The following is a 21626-nucleotide window of genomic DNA, read 5'->3' as shown; positions in this document are numbered from 1 at the left end:
GGTGAAAAGGCTCAGCGGTTGGGACGCGGTACTGCTGTACTCCGAAACGCCGACCGTGCACATGCACACCCTCAAGCTCGCGGTGATCGACATCTCCGAGCTCAAGGGCAGGGCGTTCGGGATCGACGAGTTTCGTCAGGTGATCCACGGCAGGCTCTACAAGCTCGACCCGTTCCGATACGAACTGGTCGATATCCCGTTCAAGTTCCATCACCCGATGTGGCGCGAGAACTGCCCGGTTGACCTGGAATACCACGTCCGGTCCTATCGGGTGGACAGCCCGGGTGGGCGGCGCGAACTCGACGACGCGGTGGGCAAGATCGCCAGCACGCAGCTCGATCGCAGTCGTCCGTTGTGGGAGATGTACCTCATCGAGGGACTGGAGGGCGGCCGCATCGCCGTCCTCGGCAAGATCCATCACGCACTGGCCGATGGGGTGGCGTCGGCCAACCTCCTGGCGCGGGGCATGGACCTGCAATCTGGCCCGCAGTCCGATCGCGACTCGTATGCCACCGATCCGGCGCCCGGCGGCGGAGAGCTGGTCCGCACGGCGTTCGCCGACCATGTGCGCCAGATCGGTCGGATTCCCGGGGTGATGCGCTACACAGCGCAGGGTATGCGTCGGGTGTCCAAGAGTTCGCGCAAGTTGTCGCCCGAGCTGACCCGACCCTTCACTCCGCCGCCCAACTTCATGAATCACATGGTCGACGGCACAAGGAAGTTCGCCACGGCGACGTTATCGCTGGCTGATGTCAAGGAGACTGCCAAGCACCTGGGCGTCACCATCAACGATATGGTGCTCGCGATCTCGGCGGGTGCGCTGCGTCAGCTGTCACTGAGCCACGACGGTCAGGCCGATCATCCGCTGTTGGCTTCCGTACCAGTGAGTTTCGACTTCTCCCGGGAGCGAATCTCGGGTAACCGCTTTACCGGCGTCATGATGGTGCTGCCCATCCACCTCGAAGATCCGCTGGCTCGCGTGCAGGCCGTGCACGATGGTGCGGTGGACGCCAAGGAGGCCAACCACCTGATGGGGCCCGAACTGGTCAGCCGGTGGTCGGCGTACTTCCCGCCCGCCCCCGCCGAGGCGTTGTTCCGCTGGCTGGCCAACAAGGACGGCCAGAACAAGGTGCTCAACCTGCCGATCTCGAACGTGCCGGGACCCCGGGAGCACGGTCGCGTCGGTGGTGCACTTGTCACCGAGATCTACTCGGTGGGCCCGCTGACCACCGGAAGCGGTCTGAACATCACGGTGTGGAGCTACGTCGACCAGCTCAACGTCTCGGTTCTCTCCGATGGCGCCACGCTGTCGGATCCGCATGAACTCACCGATGCGATGATCGACGCCTTCATTGAAATCCGGCGCGCGGCAGGACTTTCCGAGGAGCTGACGGTCATCGAGTCCGCGATGGCCCAGGATCGGACCAGCTAGCCCTCAGTCGTCTCCGATGGTGGCGCGGGTGCGTGCTTGGCCTTCACCCAATCCAGGAAGTGGCCCACAGCGGTCGCCGTGAAGTGGCCGTGCGGTGAGCCGAAGAAGTCGAATGCGTGCTGCGCGTGCGGGATCTCGGCGTACACGACGACCTCGTCGGACTTCTCCTCGAGCGCCTTCGCGAACTCACGGCCCTCTCCGACGGGGATGATGGAGTCATCCTCGCCGTGCAGGATGAAGAACGGCGGGGCATCCGGTCGGACCTTGGTGATGGGGGAGGCGTCGAGATAGACCTGTCGGTTGTCGGCGAGGCGCATCTTGACGATGAAGCGCTGCAGGATCGAGATGAACTCGGGACGGCCCGAGCCCTTGCGCGAGAACCAGTCGTAGCGGCCGTAGATCGGCACCGCGGCCACAACAGAGGTGTCGGCGGACTCGAATCCGGGCTGCCACTGCGGCTCGTTGGGCGTCAACGCCGCGAGCGCCGTGAGGTGGCCGCCTGCCGAGCCCCCGGTGATGGCCACGAAGTCGGGATCCCCGCCGTAGTCGGCGATGTTCTCCTTGACCCACGCCAGCGCACGCTTGACGTCGACGATGTGGGCGGGCCAGGTGTGGCGCGGGCTGATCCGGTAGGCGATCGACACGCAGACCCAGCCCTCCTCGGCCATGTGGCTCAGCATGGGGTACGCCTGCGGGCGCCGCATACCGATCATCCAGGCCCCACCGGGCACCTGCAGTAGCACCGGCGCCTTACCGTCCAGGGGCAGGTCGGCGCGGTGCCAGATATCGGCCACGTTCTGGCGGTGCGGGCCGTAGCGGACGATGTCGGCCTTCTTGACGTACTGGCGGCGGCTCCACGACGTGCGAACGACACCGCCCGGCCGACGGCGACGCTCCCGTTCGGCGATCGCGCCGTAGTTCTCGCCCAGCGCTTCGGCCAGGGGATCCTCGAAGTACCTCTGCGATTGGGCGCTGCGGCGGTACACGTATGCGAGCACCCCCCAGGAGACGGCCGTCAGCGTCAGCGCGATCCGCCCGCGTGGTCCTTTGAAATCGCCGCGGATGCCTCGCCGGATGGCGTCGGCCACCGATGCCCCGGCCACCACGGGGGCGGCCTCGCTGGTCGGCCAGCCGAACGCGAAGACCGGCAGCGTGATGTAGCCATCGCGGCCCAGCGGCCGAAGCGCGTTGGCGGCGTTGGCCAGCTCTGCGGTCGCCCGCAGCAGGGGATAGGTTCGCCTACGCCTCATCGCCATCCGTCGCGAGGAGTTCTTGGAGGTCACGTCGAAGGATCTTGCCAGTGCTGCCGCGGGGCAGGACGTCGAGGACGGTGATGGACCGCGGCACCTTGTAGTTCGCGAGGTTCTCCCGGACGTGCGCCTTGAGTGCGTCACCGGTCGTCGACGCGCCCTCGACGAGCACGACGAACGCCGCGAGACGCTGCCCGTACTGCTCGTCGTCGACGCCGAGCACGAAAGCCTCGGCGACGTCGGAGTGGCCGGCGAGCGTCTTCTCGATCTCGATGGGATATACGTTCTCACCACCGGAGACGATCATCTCGTCATCGCGGCCGACCACGAAGAGCCGGCCCACGGCATCGAGGTAGCCGACGTCGCCGCTGGACATGTAGTCCTGGTGGAAGTCCTTGGTGGCACCGTTCGTGTAGCCGTCGAACTGTGTCGAGTTGCGGACGTAGATCGTGCCGACCTCACCGGTCGGAACCTCATGCAGATCGCCGTCGAGGATCTTGATGTCGGTGCCCTCGGCAGGCCTGCCCGCGGTGTCCGGATGGGCGCGCAGATCGGCCGGTGTCGCGGTGGCGATCATGCCGGCCTCGGTGGCGTTGTAGTTGTTGTAGATGACGTCGCCGAACTGGTCCATGAAGCTGGTGACCACGTCGGGTCGCATCCGTGAGCCCGATGCCGCGGCGAAGCGCAGGCTCCGTCCGCTGTAGCGGGCGCGCACGGCGGCAGGCAGATCCATGATGCGGTCGAACATGACCGGGACGACGCACAGCCCGGTGGCGCGGTGGGTGTCGACGAGAGCCAGGGTGGCCTCGGGGTCGAACTTGCGGCGCGTGACGATGGTGCATGCCATCGATGCGGCGAACGCCAACTGCGAGAAGCCCCACGCGTGGAACATCGGCGCGACGATCACCGTGGTCTCCTCGGTGTGCCACGGGGTGCGGTCGAGGATGGCCTTGAGCGTCTCGGGCCCACCCCCGGAGTGGCTGGCGCCCTTGGGCGTTCCGGTGGTGCCCGATGTCAGCAGGATCGTGCGTGCCTTGGTCTTGGCCGGCTCGGGTTGTGCGCCGAGATGCGACCGGATCAGCCTCTCGACGGTGCGCGCGTGCTTCTCGGTGTCCGTCCAGGCGAGGATGCGCAGTGTGCCGGGTGAATCGGCCAGGGCCCGGTCGACGGTGGGGGTGAACTCCTCGTCGTAGATGACGACGTCGGCACCCTCACGGGCTATGACCTCGGCCATCGCCGGACCGGCGAACGATGTGTTCAGCAGCAGGATGTCGGCGCCGATGCGGTTGGCGGCGATGAGGGAGTCCACGAAGCCGCGGTGATTGCGGGCCATGATGGCGACGGTCTTCACCTCGACGGGCAGCGTCTGCAGGGCCGCGGCCAACGCGTTAGCGCGCTCGTCCAGCTCGCGCCAGGTCAGCGTGCCAATCTCGTCGATGAGACCGGGGCGATCCGGACACCGCTGGGCGGCCGCCGCGAAACCCGATGTGATGCCCATCTTCTCGCGTGCCATCGCCGCCGCGATCCGGACGTACTTGTCGGGTCGCAGCGGGGCGATGACGCCGGCCCGCACCATGGTCGAGACCAATCCGAGGGGACCAGTGAGCCGCTCCATCAGCCCAGCACCGGCAGCTTGCGTTCCTTGGCGAGCTCGTCCATCGCGGTCTGCATGACGTGCCGAACGTGGGCGTCGACCTCGTCGACATCGGGGTCCTCGCCGAAGGTGGCGACGATGTCGATGGCGGGCAGCACCTGCGTGACGATCTTGGTAGGCAGAGGCAGATTGACGGGCAGCACGGCGCTCAAGCCGAACGGGAACCCGAACGATATGGGCAGGATCTTCACGCGCAGCAGCTTGTCCAGGCGCAGCGCCTTGGCCATCCACTCACCGCGGGACAGGAAGAACTGCGCCTGCTGACCGCCGATCGACACCGAGGGCACGATGGGCACACCGGCATTGATCGCGGCGCGCACATAACCGGTGCGACCGCCGAAGTCGATCCTGTCCTCCGACAGCGTCGGTCGGTACACGTCGAAGTCGCCACCGGGGAACACGATGACGACGCCGCCTGCTCGCAGCGCCTCGTCGGCGTTCTCGTGATTGGCACCGATGAAACCGGTCTTGCGGAAGAAATCGCCGGTGGGTCCGGTGAAGATGATGTCGTGGCTCAGCGTGAAGACGGGGCGGTCGTAGCCGAACCGCTCGTAGAAGCCCGTCGCGAACACCGGCACGTCCATCGCGAACAAACCGCCCGAGTGATTGCCCACGACCAGTGCGCCGCCGGCCGGGAAGTCGTCCAGGCCCCGCACCTCGGCACGGTGGTACCCCTTGATCAGCGGGCGGAGCAGGCCCATGACGCGCTCGGTGAGGCCCGGATCCCACTTCGTTATCTCAGACGAGCCGATCTCTGACGGGCTGACGTCGTTCGCGTTCACGGAACCCCCTGGGCAAATTGGAACGTGTTCTAGTTTTAGGGTACCGGATCGCGGCCGAGGGGGAAATCCTCAGCAGCTACAGCGGGCAGACCGCCTTGACCCAGTCGTCGATCCGGGCGTTGTAGTCGCCGTAGTCGGGGTCATCGAAGTGGACGCCGCCGGTACCGACGAAGTGCTCGAGTGCCTCGGTTATTGACGCGGGCGGTCCGAACCCCGCGATGATGTCGGCGGCAGCTCGCGCCTGATCGGCGTTGGTGGCCACCGCGAGGTCGAGGTTGGCGCTGGTCACGTCAATGCAGCTCTTGGAATCGAGCGGCGGCAGCGGGCCGATGTCGGCGGAACCCTGCTCGGCGGTGCCAGGGTCGGCGGGCTCCTGGCCCGGCGTGGGCTGCGACGACGAGGCGCTCGGCTGTCCCGGCGGGACGGTGCTCGCCGGGTCGTCGCTCGAACACCCCGCGGCCGTCAGCAGCAACGCTGTCGCGGCGACGAGAATCCACCTCGAAGACACTCGGATCGACACTGGTGTCCGGCTAGATCGCGGCGATGAAGGTCGTGGTGTAGAACTCCGCGGGCGTTTGTGAGTGCGCCGCCGGCCGCGTCACGATCACCCAGGCGCCGGTCGCGTCGGTTGCGACCGGGCCGACCAGGGACACGCCACCGACGCCGGTGCCATCGGTCTGTAAGCCGCCGGCGATCACGCCGGGAGCGCCGGGTCCGCAGCCAATGGATGGCCGCGGTGTCTGAATCACCCGCACGTCATAGTGGGTGTTGGGCACGGCGGTGTGGATCGTGACGTTGGCGGTGACGGTGCCCGCCGACGAGCTGACCTGCGCGAACGGGCGCGCATCGCCGGTCGCGGCTGGCCACTTCATCAAGGTGAAGTCGCAGGCGCGCCACTTGCCGGTCATAGGCATCTGCGCGGCGCCGGCCTGCTCGGGACTCGCCGCTGCTGTCGCCGGGTTGATGGCCATGAGCGACAGGGCCATGGCGAGTATCACCGTGTGCGTCAATTTGGTCATTTGACTCCATACTGCGCCTCTCGGGCACCGCGTGCAGTAGTCAGGGTCACATCGTGGGTGTGAAGTTGACCTGAACCCGAGTTGAGGCCGCACCATGGGGGCATGACCGAAGCCGCCCCTGATCTCGACCCGGCCGCCTACCTCACCCGAATCGGCTATGACGGTCCGACGAGCCCGACCGAGGAGACGCTGCACGCGCTGGTGGCGGCGCACGGCCGCACGATTCCCTTCGAGAACCTCGACCCCGTGCTCGGTGTGCCGGTCGATCAGCTGGGACCGGTGGTGCTCGAGGACAAGCTCGTGGCGCGCCGCCGGGGCGGCTACTGCTACGAACACAACGGGCTGTTCGGCTTCGTGCTGGACGCGCTGGGGTTCGGTGTCGAGCGCATCACCGGACGGGTGGTGTGGATGAGAGAACCCGATGCGCCGCTCCCGGCGAAGACACACCAGGTGCTGTCGGTGACGGTGCCCGGAGACGATCAGCCCTTCCTCGTCGACGTCGGGTTCGGTGGGCAGACCCTGTCGTCCCCGATCCGGCTGGTGGTGGGCCCAACACAGCAGACCCGGCACGAGCCCTACCGAATTGTCGAGGACGGTGCGCAGCTGATGCTGTGTGCGCAGGTCCGCGAGACGTGGCAGTCGCTGTATGTGTTCACCACGCAACCACGGCCGCAGATCGACTTGGAGGTCGGCAGCTGGTACGTCTCGACGCATCCGTCGTCAATCTTCGTCACGGGTCTCACTGCGGCGTTGGTGACCGACGAGGCGCGCTACAACCTGCGCGGCCGCAATCTGGCGATTCATCGCGCCAACGGCAGCGAGAAGATCCGGTTCGACACCGCGGCGCAGGTGCTGGACGTCCTCGCCGGCACGTTCGGCATCGATATCGACGATCTCGGTGGCCGCAGCGTCGTCGAGGCGAGGTTGACCCAGGTGCTAGACACCTGAGTACCGCTGGCTAGGGTCCGCCGACCACGAGATCCCAGGGGTCCTCGGCGGCGAGCGTGCGACGTCCGAGCCGCCTGGCGTGGTGTCCGGCGCTGCCGAACTCATCGGACCAACTGCGCGCGCGCATGGTGGCCAGCCAGAGCTGATGCTCGATCGTCACACCGATCGCACCGTGCAACTGGTGGGCGATGGTGGTGACCGGACCGACTGCCCGGCCGACGGCCACCTTGGCGACGGTGACCGCGAACTCGGCCTGATCACTGCCGAAACCGTGGTCAGAAGCTGCGGCCACCGCCAATGCGGTTGCCGCCCTGGCGCGTTCGATCTCACCCAGCATGCCGGCGAGGGAGTGCTGGACCGCCTGAAAGGCCTTGAGTGGGCGACCGAACTGGATGCGTTCACGCGTGTGTGCCGCCGTCAGCTCGGCTGCGGCGTCGAACGCACCGACGATCTGCACGCTGCGCGCCCACGCCCCGCGACGCATGAGTTCGTCGTACACGCCTGTGGGCAGGCGTACCGTGTCCGCGACCGCGAGATCGAAACCGATTGTGCCGCGGGGCTCGCCGGCCAGGTTGTGTGAGGTGGTGGCCTCGGCGCCTGAGCACACCGTGACGTGGGTGGCCGCGGAGGTGCCGACCGCGAGCAGCATCGCAGGCGAGTCCGGCCACGGAACGTCGATGGCCGTGCCGACCAGCCGCCCGTCGATCGCCTCACCGCGGGCGATCGCGACGGTCATGGGCCCGTCCGTGGGCACCGGGAGGCTGGCCTGGTCGGCCAACCATGCTGCGAGAAGGTCGGTTTCGGCGATCGGCACGGCGGCGGCATAGCGGGCCAGGCTGCCGAGGACGGTGGCGACCTCGGTCGGTCCGGCACCCTCGGCGGAGGTCAACCGGGTCAGCCCGGTCTCCTCCAGAGTGCGCCACAGGGCGGTGTCGAAGGCCGCCGGCAACCTGTGCTGCCCCGCGCGCTCGTCGAACGAGCGGCGGCCGATGTCGTCGACCAGCTGGCGGAGTTCGTCTGTCATGCCAGGGCCTGTCATGCCAGGGCCTTCGCGACGACACCGCGCAGTACCTCATTGGTCCCGCCGCGCAGGGTGAAAAGTGGTGAGTGCACGCGTGCCGTGGCCAGCATCGCGCGCAGCGGTTCGGTATCGGGCCCGTCGAGCGCATCGATGAGGTCAGCGGCGATCTCCACCGAGTCCTGCTCGAACCTGGTGCCCAGATCCTTCACCAGCGCGGCGCGCGCGTTGGCGTCCTGCCCCTCGGTCAGTGCCCGCGCCACCGATATCGACAGTTGGCGCAACGAGATCATCCGCGCCACCAGGTCGCCGACCTCGGCGGCGGTGCGGTCGTCGACGTCGCGGCGACCCAGCGCGCCTATGGTCGCGAAAAGCAGTGTGGCCGTTGACAGGAAACGCTCGGGACCGCTGCGTTCGAAGCCGAGTTCGGAGGTCACCTGATGCCACCCGTCGCCGACATCGCCGAGCAGGTCGCCATCGGACAGCGCGACGTCGTCGAAGCGCACCTCGTTGAAGTGGTGTTCGCCGTTCATGAGAATGATCGGCTCGATGGTGACGCCGGGCGCGTCGGTGGGCACGATGAACTGGCTGAAGCCTGCGTGCCTGTGCTCGGGATCCAGCGGACTGCTCCTGGCCAGCACCACCACCTGGTGGGCCTCGTGGGCGCCGCTGGTCCACACCTTGGAGCCGTTGAGAACCCAGCCGTCATCGGAGCGGGTGGCCTGCGTGGCGACAGCAGCGAGATCGGAGCCCGCGCCGTACTCGCTCATGCCGATCGCGGAGTACAACCGGCCCTCGGCGATGCGGGGTAGCAGCCTGCGCCGCTGTTCCTCGGAACCGTAGGTCAGCAGCGCGGGTGCCACCTGACGGTCAGCGATCCAGTGCGCCCCGACCGGCGCTCCGTGCGCGAGCATCTCCTCGGTCACCACATACCGGTGCAGATAACCCAACCCACGTCCGCCGTACTCGACGGGAATGGTCAGACCGACGAAACCCGCCTTCGCCAACCGGATGCTGAAGTTGGCGTCCCACCGGGACAGCCAGCAGTCGACGGCCGGCTGCCAGCCGTACCGGTCACGGTCCGAGGCGAGAAACGACCGGACCGCGGACCGTAGTTCAGCCAGGTCGTCGTTGTTGGCGCACAGCGCATCGAATTCGCTCACTGTGCGGCGAGTCTAGTGCGCGGAGTCGCAGGCAAGGCGGGAGAGCAGGAAACGTCATGTGCGAGCGGCGGCGACGCGGCCATACTCGTTGACTGTGAGCGACCAACCGCCAGCGCGACGCGACCGCCTACGCGAACTGCTCGACGCGGTGGTCGACGTCGATAACTCCGATGTCGCCGACATGGCACGCAGCAGCTTCGCCTCGGAGTTCCACTTCTCCCGTCAGGTGCGTCGGTTGACGGGAGAGCCGCCCGCGGCGCTGCGTCGACGCGTCATGCTCGAGCGCGCCGCGTGGCGGCTGCAGCGGGGGGAGGGCGTCGCGGCCGTCGCCGCCGATGAGGGATGGTCGTCGGCCGAGGTGTTCTCCCGGGCGTTCCGGCGCTCCTACGGTGTCCCGCCGTCGCAGGCCGCCGACGTCGACTTCTGGCTGACCGCGCCCAACGGGCTGCACTTTCACCCGCCCGAGTCGCTGTGGTTGCGCGGCGACCCGAACGACACGGCACCCGATGTCTCCCAACTCATGGTCGCCCATGACCTCGCCGACACCGAACACCTCATCGCCCACGCCACGGAGCTGACCGAAGAGCAATGGACGGAACGGCTTTCACCCGGGCAGGTGGTACTGGAATGGGACGGTGAGGAGGAGACCGTCGGCGCGGTTCTCGGGGCGATCGTGTGGACCAAACAGGTGTGGCTGGCCAGCATCGAGGGTCGCGACCAGCCCACGCGACCCCTGCACAGGTCAGCGGCTGACCTGGCCGACGACCACCGTGGCATCGCCGCGCGCTGGAGCGCGATGATCGCCGACCACGCGCAACAGGGCCGTCTCGGTGACACCGTGATCGACGCGCTGTGTGACCCGCCGGAGTCCTTCCAGCTCTACGGCATCGTCGCGCACGTCCTGACCTACTCCGCGCACCGGCGCGAACTCGTCCGCGCGATGCTCGCCCGCCACGGCGTGCGCACCGGACTTGGCGACCCACTGGACTGGATGAGAGGAAACTGACAATGGCCTGCATTTACTACACCGCGTCGAGCCTGGACGGCTTCATCGTCGACGAGAACGACAGCCTGGCCTGGCTGTTAACCCGCGATATCGACGTCGATGGCCCCTTCGGCTACGAGGCTTTCGCGAAATCCGTTGGCGCACTGGTGATGGGCTCGAGCACCTACGAGTGGATCCGCGACAACCAACCCGGTGACTGGATGTACGAACAGCCGTCGTGGGTGCTCACCAGCCGTCCCGGGATCATCGCCGACGGCCATCGGGTCAACACGTTCTCGGGTCTGATCACCGACCTGTATCCGACGCTGGTGGAGGCGGCGGCCGACAGGGATGTCTGGCTTGTCGGTGGTGGCCACGTCGCCGCACAGTTCGTCGCCGCCGGCCTGGTGGACGAGATCATCGTCTCCTACGCACCGTGTTCGCTGGGGGCGGGGGCTCGCGTGTTGCCCATGCGGTCGGAGTGGAAGCTCCTCGAGTCGACCGTCAACGGCGACTTCGTCTGCGCACGCTGGGCGAAGGCCGCCTGACGCTCGCCCCGCCCCGATAACTGGTTACCGACGGGTAATCGCGGCTAGGCTTGATGCGCATTCGATCGTGAAAGGCGCGGTTCATGGGCCACTACAAGAGCAATGTGCGCGATCTGGAATTCAACCTCTTCGAAGTGCTGGATCTGGAGAAGGTGCTCGCCACCGGAGAGTTCGGCGATCTGGACCCCACCACGGTGCGGGAGATGCTGGCCGAGGCTGCCCGACAGGCCGAGGGGCCGCTGGCCGAGGCGTTCGCCGAGTCCGACCGCCATCCACCGACATTCGATCCCGACACGCACACGGTGACGCTGCCCGAGCCGTTCAAGAAGTCGGTGCGGACGTGGCAGCAGGGCGAGTGGTTCCGGATCGGGCTGGCCGAAGAGGTCGGCGGCATGCCCGCGCCCTCGATGGTGACCTGGGCGATCAACGAGTTCGCGCTCGGCGCGCAGCCCGCCGCGTTCATCTACCTCGCCGGTCCGGTTCTCGCGAACATCCTCTACCACATCGGCAACGAGCAGCAGAAGCATTGGGCTGCAATGGCTATCGATCGCAACTGGGGCGCGACGATGGTGCTCACCGAGCCCGACGCCGGCTCCGATGTCGGCGCCGGACGCACCAAGGCCGCCGAGCAGCCCGACGGCACGTGGCACCTGGACGGTGTGAAGCGCTTCATCACCTCGGGTGACTCCGACGACCTCTTCGAGAACATCATGCACATGGTGCTGGCGCGCCCCGAGGGCGCGGGTCCGGGCACCAAGGGGCTGTCGCTGTTCCTTGTCCCCAAGTTCATGCCGGATCCGCAGACCGGTGAGCCCGGCGAACGCAACGGCGTCTACGTCACCAACCTCGAACACAAGATGGGTCTCAAGGTCTCCGCGACCTGCGAGCTGACGTTCGGCCAGCACGACCGACCCGCCGTCGGCTGGCTGGTGGGGGACGTGCACAACGGCATCGCGCAGATGTTCAAGATCATCGAGTACGCGCGAATGATGGTCGGCACCAAGGCCATTTCGACGCTGTCGACTGGCTACCTCAACGCCCTGGAGTACGCGAAGACCCGCATCCAGGGAGCCGATCTGACACAGATGACCGACAAGTCGGCGCCGCGGGTCAGCATCCTGCACCACCCCGACGTTCGGCGAGCGTTGATGACCCAGAAGGCCTACGCCGAGGGGCTGCGGTCGCTGTACCTGTACACCGCGGCACACCAGGACCCGTCGGCCGCGTTCGTCGTATCGGGGGCGGACGCCGCGCTCGCCGACCGGGTCAACGATCTGCTGCTGCCGATCGTCAAGGGTGTGGGCTCCGAGCGCGCCTATCAGACGCTCACCGAGAGCCTGCAGACCTTCGGCGGTTCGGGGTTCCTGCAGGACTACCCGATCGAGCAGTACATTCGCGACGCCAAGATCGATTCGCTATATGAGGGCACCACCGCCATCCAGGCGCAGGACTTCTTCTTCCGCAAGATCGCCCGCGATCAGGGCGTCGCGCTGGGCCACGTCTCCGGGCAGATACAGGCCTTCCTGACCAGCGAGTCCGCTCGCGAGGAACTCGCCGACTGCCGGGTGCTGCTGGCCACGGCGCTCGCTGACGTGCAGGCCATGGTCGCCACGATGACCGGATTCCTGATCTCCTCGCAGGAGAGTTCCCGCGAGCTGTACCGGTTGGGGCTGGAGTCGGTGTCGTTCCTGTTCGCCGTCGGCGATCTGGTGATCAGCTGGCTGCTGCTGCGCGGCGCCGAGATCGCGCTCGGTTCACTCGACGGTGACGTCTCCGACCGCGACCGTGCCTACTACCAGGGCAAGGTCGGCGCGGCCCGGTTCTTCGCCAAGAACGTGCTCCCGCGCCTGACCGCCGACCGGCGCAAGATCGACGATGTCGACCTGGCGGTCATGGATCTCGCCGAAGAGGCTTTCTAGACCCCAGAACGCCGCGAGACTGCTGTCAGATCGCGTTTCCAGTGGAATTCGTGATCTGACAGCAGTCTCGGCGACGTGGTGGTGGGTTGTTACTCCGGGGTGTAGCCGAACGGCAGCAGGATGCTTTTCTGCTCGCAGTAGGACTCGATGCCCTCCCAGCCGTTCTCACGGCCGATGCCCGAGTTCTTGTAGCCGCCGAACGGTGCGCCCGGGTCGAACGCATACATGTTGACCGCGTAGGTACCGGTACGGATCTTGGACGCGATCTTCATCGCCTTGTCGTTGTCGGTGGTGTAGACGCTGCCGGCCAGGCCGTAGACCGAGTCGTTGGCGATCCGGACCGCGTCGTCCTCGGTGTCGTATGCGATCACCGCGAGGACGGGTCCGAAGATCTCCTCCTGCGCGATGACCATGGAGTTGTCGACGTCGGCGAAAACCGTCGGCTGGACGAACCAGCCGTCGTCGAGGCCCTCGGGGCGGCCGCCGCCGGTGACGATGCGCGCACCCTCGTCGACACCCTGCTTGATGTAACCCTCGACGCGCTCACGCTGCCGCTCGGAGATCAGCGGGCCGATCATCGCGCCTGCGTTGTCCGACCCACCGACCGGCATCGCGGCGACCGCGGCCGACAGCTTCTCCACGACCTCGTCGTAGCGCGACCGCGGCGCGAGGATGCGGGTCTGACCCACACAGGCCTGGCCGGTGTTCATCAGGCCGGAGAACACCAGCATCGGCAGCGTCGAGTCGAGATCGGCGTCCTCGAGGATGATGGCCGCCGACTTGCCGCCGAGTTCCAGCGTGCAGGCCTTGAGGTTCTCGGCCGCGATCTTGGCGATCTCCTTGCCGACCGCACTGCTGCCGGTGAAGGTGTACTTGTCGAGCTCGGGGTTGGACGTCAGCGCGCGGCCGGTCTCCGGGCCGCCGGGCACGATCGACAGCACGCCCTCGGGCAGGCCTGCCTCGGCGAACATCTCGGCCATGGCGAACACCGACAGCGGTGTCTCGGAGGCCGGCTTGAGCACGATGGTGCAGCCGGCCAGCAGTGCGGGGCCGAGCTTGTTGGCGGCCAGGAAGAACGGCACGTTCCATGCGGTGACCGCGCCGACGACACCGATGGGCTCGCGAACCACCATCGTCTGGCCGTAGACGCCGTCGCGGAAGTCGCGCCAGGTGAACTTGTCGGCGGCACCCGCGTAGTGGACGAAGGCCGACATCGCGGCGCCGTACTGCATCATGTCGACGATCGTCGGCGGCTGGCCGGTCTCGGCACCGAGGAGGAACTTCAGCTCATCGGCGCGCTCCTCCATGATCTTGACGGCGGCAGCGAGCACCGCGCCCCGCTCCTGCGGCGACATCTGCGGCCACGGGCCCTCGTCGAAGGCCTTGCGGGCGGCGGCGCAGGCGGCGTTCACGTCGGCCTCGGCGGCCAGCGGAACCTTGCCGACCAGCTCACCCGTCGCCGGGGAGTGCACCTCGATGACCTCGGTAGTCGACGGCTCGACCCACTTGCCGCCGATGAACAACTTGTCCCACTCGGTCTTGAACGCCGTGCTCTGTGTCATGAGCGTCACATTACCCATCGATCCGCGAAACGAGAACCTGTTCCATTCGAGGGTTCAGGAAGGCCGCAGCACGAGCACCAAATTGCTCACCGTGAACTCCCTCAACAGTGGCACGCGCACCGTCCACCACGCCCATCGCGGGTGGTAGCGGGGGAAAGCGGCGACCAGCGCACCCGTGCTCGCCGCCCACTCGAGGCCGTCGGCGGCGGAGACGGCGAACAACGAGGAGCCGTAGTCGTTCTTGGGTCGGTGGCCGTGCCTGCGGGCATAGCGGTCGGCCGCGCGTGCCCCGCCCAGATAGTGCGTCAGGCCCATCTCGTGGCCGCCGAACGGACCAAGCCACACCGTGTAGGACAGCACCACCAGCCCGCCGGGGCGCGTCACCCGCAGCATCTCGTTGCCCAGCAGCCAGGGTTCGCGCACGTGCTCGGCGACGTTCGACGACAGGCAGACGTCGACGCTGTCGTCGGCGAACGGCAGCGCCATGCCCGAGGCCCGCACGAACGTGCCGGCCCCGGGTTCGCCCGCAGGTCCGGCGTGCATCTCGGACGGGTCGGGCTCGACGCCGATGTAGGGCATCCCGGCGTCGGCGAACGCGTCGGCGAAGTAGCCGGGCCCGCCGCCGACGTCGACCAGCGTGCGTCCCGCAGGCGCCGTGCCGCACAGCGCCGTCCACAACGACGCGACGAGCGCGACGGTGTCATCGGCCAGCGCGCCGTAGAACCGCGCCGGATCACTCTGTTCGAACCTGAACTCACTGAGCAGACGTACCGAGCGCCGCAGCGTCGCCCAGCGACCCGGAATTCTGCTGACGACCACGGGACCGAGCCTAGGTGGCGTCTACTCTGGCTCTCGATGTCTCACCCATCAAGTCCCGGGTCGCTTCGCTTCTGCCCTCCGACCCGTGTCCGCTCCGCGCTGCTGTTGTGCTGGCGCGACACCGGACACCCGCAGGGCGGTGGCAGCGAGACCTACCTGCAGCGTGTGGGCGCTGCGCTGGCGGCTGACGGGGTGAGTGTCACACTGCGCACCGCCCGCTACCCGGGGGCGCCCCGGAACGAGACGGTCGACGGCGTCGCGATCAACCGCGCGGGTGGCCCCTACTCGGTCTACGTCCTCGCGATGTTCGCGATGATCGGCGCACGGATCGGCGTCGGGCCGCTGCGTCGAGTGCGCCCGGATGTCGTGATCGACACCCAGAACGGCCTGCCGTTCCTGGCCCGCGTCGTATTCGGGACCCGCGTCGTGGTGCTGGTGCATCACTGTCACCGTGAGCAGTGGCCGGTGGCGGGTCGCCTGCTGAGCCGGATCGGCTGGTTCGTGGAGTCGCGGCTGTCACCGCGCGCGCATTGCGGCAACCAGTACGTCACGGTGTCGTTGCCATCGGCGCGTGACCTCGCCGATCTCGGCGTCGATCCCGGACATGTCGCGGTCGTGCGCAACGGCGTCGACGAGGCCCCTGTGGAGACCTTGACCCCGCGCCGTTCAGACACGCCGACAGCGGTGGTGCTGTCACGTCTGGTCCCGCACAAGCAGATCGAGGACGTGCTGGACGCCGTCGCGCGGCTGCTGCCGGTCATACCGGATCTGCGACTGGAGATTCTCGGCGGCGGCTGGTGGCACGACAGGCTTGTCGAGCATGCCGCGGGCCTCGGCATCGCAGACTCGGTGACATTCCACGGGCACGTTGACGAACACACCAAACACCTGGTGCTGCAGCGCAGTTGGGTGCATCTGCTGCCATCGCGCAAGGAGGGTTGGGGGCTGGCCGTCATCGAGGCCGCCCAGCATGCGGTGCCCACCATCGGCTACCGGTCCTCTGGTGGCCTGACCGACTCCGTCGTCGACGGGGTCACCGGACTGCTCGTCGACGACCTCGACGATCTCGTGTCGGCGACCGAACGACTGCTGCTCGACGGGGTGCTGCGCGCCGAGTTGGGCGCCAAGGCCCAGGTGCGCAGCGGTGAGTTCTCCTGGCGTCAAAGCGCTGACGCCATGCGCACTGTGCTCGACGCGACTGTCGACGGCCGCCGAATCGGCGGGCTCGTCTAGCTCGCCACTCGCCGACGGCGCAGGGTCAGCACTGTCCCGATACCCCCGATGACGAGCGCGGCGAGCCAGCCCAGATGCGCGGCGACGAGAATGCCGCGAATCTGCGAACCCGGGTGGTCGCCGCCGACTCGGTACAGCGTCAGATCGTCGTCCGCGTAGGCGACGGGGAGGTCCAGGTCAGGTCCCGAGGCCTCCGAAGCTGTTGACGCGCCGGAACTCTCAACCACCACCCAGCCCACCCCGGCCCGGGCCAGTTCGTCTGCGCCCGTCCCGGAGAGCACGAGCGCTTCGATATCGCGGGCCCGATTTCCCTCACCGGGCACCCGCTGACCGCCGATGAGCAGGTCGCCGGTGGTCAGCACATCGGCCGACACCCACCGCGGCAGCGGGTCGAGCACGGGGGCGTCCCCTGCCCACGTGAACATCCGCATGCTGTCGGGTGGCAGCACCGCGACCGGTCGCGGGTCGGCGTTGATCATCGCTGCGACCGTCGACCACCCCGCGGGATAGCGCACGGCCGTGACCTTCCCGCCCACTCCCCACGCCAGGTCGGGCAGCACCGCGATCAACGCGAGGCAGCACACCACGCCCGTCGCCGCGGCGGGGATCCGCGGTCGCAGCGTGACGACAGCCGCGGCCGCCGCCACCGCGTACCCCGGCATCGCGAGGGCCACCCACTTCTGCGTGTCGCGCAGCACGCCGAGTCCGGGCACCGCCTGCACCGTCGCCTGCAGAGCGGCCAGACCCGGCCCGGTCGCCGCGAGAGCGGGTAGTGCCACGGCCACCGCCGACAACACCAGCAGCGGCATCGCCTGCGGCACGCGCAGCACGGTCGGCAGCCCAAGCGCGACGACAGTGAGCAGCGTCACCGTCGCGATCACCGCGAAAAGCGTTGTCCGAGAGTCCGGTATCGCCTGGCTGTTCCATATGCCGCCCAGCCCGGCGAGGCTGCCGAGCGTGCCGAGGCCGGGCTCGGCACGTGCCGCGAATTCATGGATACCGACGGCCTGGCTCGACGACAGCGAGCCTGCACCCACCGACGCCACCAGCCAGGGCAGCGCGCCCAGGGTCGACGAGCCCAGCGCCACCGCGGCGCACATCCATCTGCCCCGGCCGGTTCCCGGCGCCGAGGCGCACACCAGAGCGACGATTCCCGCCAGTAGCAGGCCTGTGGGTGTCAGCCCAGCCAGCGCTGTCCAGAACAGCACCGGCCACATCAGTGCAGGCCCCGACGCGCCGTCCCCGGACCGCAGCCTGAGCATCGCCGCCGCCACCCACGGCAGGCAGCCGTAACCGACCAACAGGCTCCAGTGGCCCTGCAGAAGACGTTCGGCGACGTAGGGGTTCCAGACCGCGAGCGTCGCGGCGACGAACTGGCCGGGGAGCCCGGCATCGGGCACCACGACCGCCGCCAGGCGAGCCGCACCGCAGGCGGCAAGCCACAGACCCGCGATGAGCAGAGCCTTGACCACGACCCCGCCGTCGAGGACGTGGGAGGCCACGGCGATCGCGAAGTCCTGGGGCAGGGCCCGCGGTGCGGCGCCCGACAGGCCAAGCGCCGCATCGGAGAGGTAGGACCGCGGCGTCGAGACGGCGTCGCGCAGCAGCAGATGACCCGGCGCCAGCAGCGGCGCCGTCACCAGCAGTGAGAGCGCCAGCGAGTACGCCGGCACCGCCCATCGGTTGGGTGCGATCAGACCGGTCTGTCGGGCGGCAGTTCCGACGGCCGCTGCGTGGGCAGCTTCTCCGTCTTCGCCTCCGCAGCGGGCATCGGACCGGAGTCCTCGGTCGAGCGTCTGCCGAAGAAACCGTGGTCGGCATCGTCGAGACCCGGGTCGATCAGCGCCGACTCGGCGCGCAGGGTGAACGTCCCCAGCAGCGCACCGCCGACAAGCGTGAGGAGTCCGAGCGCGATGAAGGTGATGGGCAGGATGCGACCCCACAGGGCGAGGGTGTCGCCCTCGTCACGGGCGCTGGCCACCTGCGACTCGACGGTCTCATCGGTGGAGGTGATCTTGTAGTCGGCGAACGTGACCTCGGGCTTCAGGGCCTCACGTGCGTAGTAGTGGAAGCCGTGCTCCTCGGACTTCACGATGGTGCCCGACACCGGGTCGACCCAGAAGCTGCGCTGCGCGGCGTAGTAGCGCGTCATCGTGATGGGATCCATCGGATCGTCAGCAGGCAGGCCCCACAGTTCGGCGCGCGCCGTGACCTGGGCGTCCTCGTCGTTCTCGTACAGGGAGGCGTACTTGATCGGCTCGACCAGCTTGCCCTCGTCGTCGTAGCCGACGTTCTGGGTGAACCGGTAGGTGGTCAGGCCGTTGACGTCCTCTTCACCCTCGTAGTTCGCGTCGTACGGCTTCTGCGCGATCGGGTCGAAGAACGGGTAGGTCTTCTTCTCGGTGTCGAACGGGAACCGGTAGGTCAGCCCCTCGTGCGGCAACGCGACGTTGGTCGGCGGGTTCTTGTCCTCGATGCTGCGCGGCTTCTGCACGGCGCCACCCGGGTTGGTGTCACTGGACACCGCCAGGGCGGTCTTGCGGTCGAGTGTGACGGTGTCGACCATCGCCAGCAGCAGACCGTTGTCCTGCTGCTTGTCGGCGCGGCGCAGAGTGTCGCCTACCTGGAGCGTGACGACGTCGGCGTTCGCCGGTGACTCCACGCTGATCTGCTGCTGCAGGACGAACGGGACGTCCTCGTCGACGACGAACTTCGGCTCAGTCAGCGAGGATGGCTTGAAGGCTGTGCCGGTCCCGTCACTGACCAACGTGGTGTCGATGTCGAGCGGGATCTTCGCGATCTTGCTCGTCGTGTACGTGGACAACAACAGTGCGGCGATGAGAAGGGCGGCGCCCAATCCCATGAGCCCGCACGCTGCGATACGCAGCGCCACAGCGCGGTTCAAACCGTGCTCCTTCTCCTTCGGGCGTCCACTCTCACTTGATGACCTCAAGAAAGACCCGTTTGACCCTAACAGCCCGGGCTAAGGCAGATCCTTACTACAAGTGCTTCGGGCACACTGGGCGCCGTGGCGAGTACCGATCAGGACGGGAGAACCAGCGGCACGCGTGGCTTCCTGCCCGCCGTCGAGGGGATGCGGGCGTGCGCCGCCATCGGTGTCGTCGTCACCCACGTGGCGTTTCAGACCGGGCACACCACGGGGTTCACGGGGCGAGTGCTTGGCCGATTCGACCTGGCGGTGGCCGTCTTCTTCGCGCTATCGGGCTTCCTGCTGTGGCGCGGTCACGCCGCCGCGGCGCGCGGTCTGCGACAGGTCCCCCCCACAGGGCACTACCTGCGGTCGCGCATCGTCCGCATCATGCCGGGCTACCTGGTGGCGGTCGTGGTGATCCTCACACTCATGCCCGACGTGACGGCGAACCTCACGGTGTGGCTGGCCAATCTGACGCTCACCCAGATCTACGTCCCGCTGACGCTGACGGCAGGCCTGACCCAGATGTGGAGCCTCTCAGTCGAGGTGAGCTTCTACCTCGCGCTGCCACTGCTCGCGCTGCTGGCCCGCAGGCTGCCGGTGCCCGCCCGCCTGCCCGCGCTGGTGGTGCTGGCCGCTGCGAGCCTGGCGTGGGGGCTCATCCCGTTCGACGCACCGTTCGGGGTCAACCCGATGAACTGGCCGCCCGCCTTCTTCTCCTGGTTCGCCGCGGGGATGGTGATCGCCGAGCTGAGCGTCAGCCCGGTCGGCTGGATGCACCGGCTGGCGCGGCGCCGAATCCTGATGGTGGGCCTGGGACTGGCGGCGTTCGCGGTCGCGGCCTCTCCGATCGCCGGCCCGGAGGGGCTGACGCCGGGCACCGTCGGCCAGTTCGTGGTCAAGACGGCGATGGGCGCGGTGGTCGCCGCCACGCTGTTGGCGCCACTGGTGCTGGACGCTCCCGGTACCCCGCACCGATTCCTGGGCAGCGCGGGCATGGTGACGCTGGGGCGCTGGTCCTATGGGCTTTTCGTGTGGCATCTGGCCGCGCTGGCGATGGTGTTCCCGGTGATCGGTGAGTTCGCCTTCAGCGGCCACATGCCGGTGGTGTTGGCGCTGACGCTGGTGTTCGGCTTCGCGATCGCCGCGGTGAGCTACGCGCTGGTCGAGTCGCCGTGTCGAGAGGCGTTGCGGCGCTGGGAGAGGCGGCGCCGTCCCTCACCGCTGGACAGCTCGGTCACCGATGAGGTGGAGCCTGCTGTCGCGAGATGACCTCGTCGCGATTGAATTCACACAAGGCCTCACTCGCACTTTCGTTGCGTGAGTGCAGTCTCGTGAGTGGGGCCAGCCGGGGCCTGCCGTCGCGCGCTAGTGACCGCCCTGCGCGGTGAAGATCCGTCGGGGATTGTCAACCAGCATTGTCGTCAACTGTTCATCGGTGACACCGCGCGCCCGCAGCGCCGGGATGACGTCGTTGTGGATGTGCAGGTAGTGCCAATTCGGCAACGCGATCGGCAGCGTCGCCTCGGGCAGCGCGTCGAAGTAGCAGGACGCGTCGTGCGATAGCACCATCCTGTCGGCGTGGCCGCGCTCGCACATGGTCGCGACGGTCGCGACTCGGTCCGCGGTGGACAGGTAGGCATCGAGGCCGAACCGATCCATCCCGATATAGGACCCATTCGCTATGAGTTCCTCGAGGTAGGCGATATCGGTGGTGTCCCCGGAATGCCCGATCACCACGCGGGTGAGGTCGACGCCCTCCTCGGCGAAGATGGCCTGCTGTTGCAGGCCTCGCCGGCTCGCCGCGTGAGTGTGGGTGGAGATGGGCACGCCGGTCTGCCGATGCGCCTGCGCGACCGCGCGCAGCACGCGCTCGACACCCGGCGTGACACCCGGCTCATCGGTGGCGCACTTGAGGATTGCGGCCTTGACACCGGTGTCGGCGATACCGTGCTCGATGTCGCGGACGAACATCTCGGTCATGATCTCGGGTCCGCCCAGCGCCGCCCCCGGGCCCAGATAGTGGAAGTACATCGGCACGTCGTTGTAGGTGTAGAGGCCGGTGGCGACCACGATGTTCAGCTCGGTGGCCGCGGCGATCCGCGCGATCCTCGGAATGTAGCGGCCCAGGCCGAGCACGGTGAGATCGACGATGGTGTCGACGCCACGGGACTTGAGTTCGTTGAGGCGCACGATCGCGTCGGCCTCGCGCTTGGCGCCGTCACCCCAGGCCTCCGGATAGTTCGCCATGATCTCGGTGGACATGATGAAGACGTGCTCGTGCATGAGGGTCACGCCGAGGCTCGAGGCGTCAATCGCGCCCCGAGCCGTGTTCAGCGTCAACTCGCTCATCCGATGCTCC

The 21626-nt window shown here is 67.8% G+C and carries 19 protein-coding genes; 7 read left to right on the top strand and 12 right to left on the bottom strand.

Annotation, left to right across the window (positions count from 1 at the left end; translation table 11 throughout):
* The first annotated feature begins 1 nt into the window (after position 1).
* The gene (locus tag ACZY0X_RS05400) at positions 2-1432 is read left to right on the top strand and encodes a WS/DGAT/MGAT family O-acyltransferase (RefSeq protein WP_463768561.1); all 1431 of its coding nucleotides are present in this window, start codon (positions 2-4) and stop codon (positions 1430-1432) included.
* Here ACZY0X_RS05400 and ACZY0X_RS05395 read toward each other — a convergent pair.
* The 5 genes from ACZY0X_RS05395 to ACZY0X_RS05375 all read right to left on the bottom strand — a co-directional run bounded on the left by ACZY0X_RS05395 (position 1429) and on the right by ACZY0X_RS05375 (position 6137).
* Entirely contained in the window at positions 1429-2688 is a 1260-nt protein-coding gene (locus ACZY0X_RS05395) for an alpha/beta hydrolase fold domain-containing protein (RefSeq protein WP_463768784.1), read from the bottom strand. The genes ACZY0X_RS05400 and ACZY0X_RS05395 overlap by 4 nt on opposite strands.
* Positions 2672-4297: an acyl-CoA ligase FadD12 gene (fadD12, locus tag ACZY0X_RS05390; protein WP_463768560.1), complete on the bottom strand. Its 1626-nt coding sequence runs from the start codon at positions 4295-4297 to the stop codon at positions 2672-2674. The genes ACZY0X_RS05395 and fadD12 overlap by 17 nt, the downstream gene beginning before the upstream one ends.
* Positions 4297-5037 carry a 1-acyl-sn-glycerol-3-phosphate acyltransferase gene (locus ACZY0X_RS05385; RefSeq protein WP_463768783.1) on the bottom strand — a complete coding sequence of 247 codons (741 nt, stop codon included), beginning with the start codon at positions 5035-5037 and terminating at the stop codon, positions 4297-4299. Before ACZY0X_RS05385 ends, fadD12 begins: the two co-directional genes overlap by 1 nt.
* Positions 5038-5194: 157 nt before the next feature.
* Complete coding sequence (locus tag ACZY0X_RS05380; RefSeq protein ID WP_463768559.1) at positions 5195-5626, bottom strand: hypothetical protein; 432 nt, start codon at positions 5624-5626, stop codon at positions 5195-5197.
* Between the two features lie 22 nt (positions 5627-5648).
* Positions 5649-6137, bottom strand: coding sequence for a hypothetical protein (locus ACZY0X_RS05375; protein ID WP_463768558.1), 489 nt, complete (start codon positions 6135-6137; stop codon positions 5649-5651).
* A 102-nt stretch (positions 6138-6239) separates the two neighbouring features.
* On the opposite strand from ACZY0X_RS05375, the gene ACZY0X_RS05370 reads away from it, so the two are divergent.
* A complete protein-coding gene (locus ACZY0X_RS05370) occupies positions 6240-7085 on the top strand; it encodes an arylamine N-acetyltransferase family protein (RefSeq protein ID WP_463768557.1) in 846 nt (281 codons plus the stop codon).
* A gap of 10 nt (positions 7086-7095) precedes the next feature.
* On the opposite strand, the gene ACZY0X_RS05365 is transcribed toward ACZY0X_RS05370, so the two are convergent.
* Both ACZY0X_RS05365 and ACZY0X_RS05360 read right to left on the bottom strand, forming a co-directional pair.
* Complete coding sequence (locus ACZY0X_RS05365; protein WP_463768556.1) at positions 7096-8109, bottom strand: acyl-CoA dehydrogenase family protein; 1014 nt, start codon at positions 8107-8109, stop codon at positions 7096-7098.
* Between the two features lie 11 nt (positions 8110-8120).
* Positions 8121-9266: an acyl-CoA dehydrogenase family protein gene (locus ACZY0X_RS05360; protein ID WP_463768555.1), complete on the bottom strand. Its 1146-nt coding sequence runs from the start codon at positions 9264-9266 to the stop codon at positions 8121-8123.
* Positions 9267-9360: 94 nt separating this feature from the next.
* Between ACZY0X_RS05360 and ACZY0X_RS05355 the strand changes: the two genes are divergently transcribed.
* The 3 genes from ACZY0X_RS05355 to ACZY0X_RS05345 all read left to right on the top strand — a co-directional run bounded on the left by ACZY0X_RS05355 (position 9361) and on the right by ACZY0X_RS05345 (position 12718).
* Positions 9361-10272, top strand: a complete 912-nt coding sequence (locus ACZY0X_RS05355; protein ID WP_463768554.1) for a helix-turn-helix domain-containing protein — start codon at positions 9361-9363, stop codon at positions 10270-10272.
* A gap of 2 nt (positions 10273-10274) precedes the next feature.
* Entirely contained in the window at positions 10275-10799 is a 525-nt protein-coding gene (locus ACZY0X_RS05350; RefSeq protein ID WP_463768553.1) for a dihydrofolate reductase family protein, read from the top strand.
* Between the two features lie 83 nt (positions 10800-10882).
* Positions 10883-12718, top strand: coding sequence for an acyl-CoA dehydrogenase (locus tag ACZY0X_RS05345; protein ID WP_463768552.1), 1836 nt, complete (start codon positions 10883-10885; stop codon positions 12716-12718).
* A gap of 89 nt (positions 12719-12807) precedes the next feature.
* Here the strand turns inward: ACZY0X_RS05345 and ACZY0X_RS05340 are convergent, their stop codons facing one another.
* Both ACZY0X_RS05340 and ACZY0X_RS05335 read right to left on the bottom strand, forming a co-directional pair.
* Positions 12808-14280 carry an aldehyde dehydrogenase gene (locus ACZY0X_RS05340; protein WP_463768551.1) on the bottom strand — a complete coding sequence of 491 codons (1473 nt, stop codon included), beginning with the start codon at positions 14278-14280 and terminating at the stop codon, positions 12808-12810.
* A 54-nt stretch (positions 14281-14334) separates the two neighbouring features.
* A complete protein-coding gene (locus ACZY0X_RS05335) occupies positions 14335-15099 on the bottom strand; it encodes a class I SAM-dependent methyltransferase (protein ID WP_463768550.1) in 765 nt (254 codons plus the stop codon).
* Between the two features lie 36 nt (positions 15100-15135).
* On the opposite strand from ACZY0X_RS05335, the gene ACZY0X_RS05330 reads away from it, so the two are divergent.
* The gene (locus tag ACZY0X_RS05330) at positions 15136-16332 is read left to right on the top strand and encodes a glycosyltransferase family 4 protein (protein ID WP_463768549.1); all 1197 of its coding nucleotides are present in this window, start codon (positions 15136-15138) and stop codon (positions 16330-16332) included.
* Here the strand turns inward: ACZY0X_RS05330 and ACZY0X_RS05325 are convergent.
* Positions 16329-18005, bottom strand: a complete 1677-nt coding sequence (locus tag ACZY0X_RS05325) for an MmpA family trehalose lipid delivery protein (protein WP_463768548.1) — start codon at positions 18003-18005, stop codon at positions 16329-16331. The genes ACZY0X_RS05330 and ACZY0X_RS05325 overlap by 4 nt on opposite strands.
* A gap of 20 nt (positions 18006-18025) precedes the next feature.
* Entirely contained in the window at positions 18026-19237 is a 1212-nt protein-coding gene (gene pgfA, locus ACZY0X_RS05320; RefSeq protein WP_463768547.1) for a cell envelope lipid trafficking protein PgfA, read from the bottom strand.
* A gap of 189 nt (positions 19238-19426) precedes the next feature.
* Between pgfA and ACZY0X_RS05315 the strand changes: the two genes are divergently transcribed.
* Positions 19427-20536 (top strand): acyltransferase family protein, encoded by a 1110-nt coding sequence (locus ACZY0X_RS05315; protein ID WP_463768782.1) that lies wholly within the window; start codon positions 19427-19429, stop codon positions 20534-20536.
* Positions 20537-20632: 96 nt separating this feature from the next.
* Here ACZY0X_RS05315 and ACZY0X_RS05310 read toward each other — a convergent pair whose 3' ends face one another.
* Entirely contained in the window at positions 20633-21616 is a 984-nt protein-coding gene (locus ACZY0X_RS05310; RefSeq protein WP_463768546.1) for a phosphotriesterase family protein, read from the bottom strand.
* Positions 21617-21626 lie beyond the last annotated feature (10 nt).

The organism is Mycobacterium sp. IDUB_39, from assembly GCF_055419205.1.
This window is presented reverse-complemented; position numbering and strand designations above follow the sequence as displayed.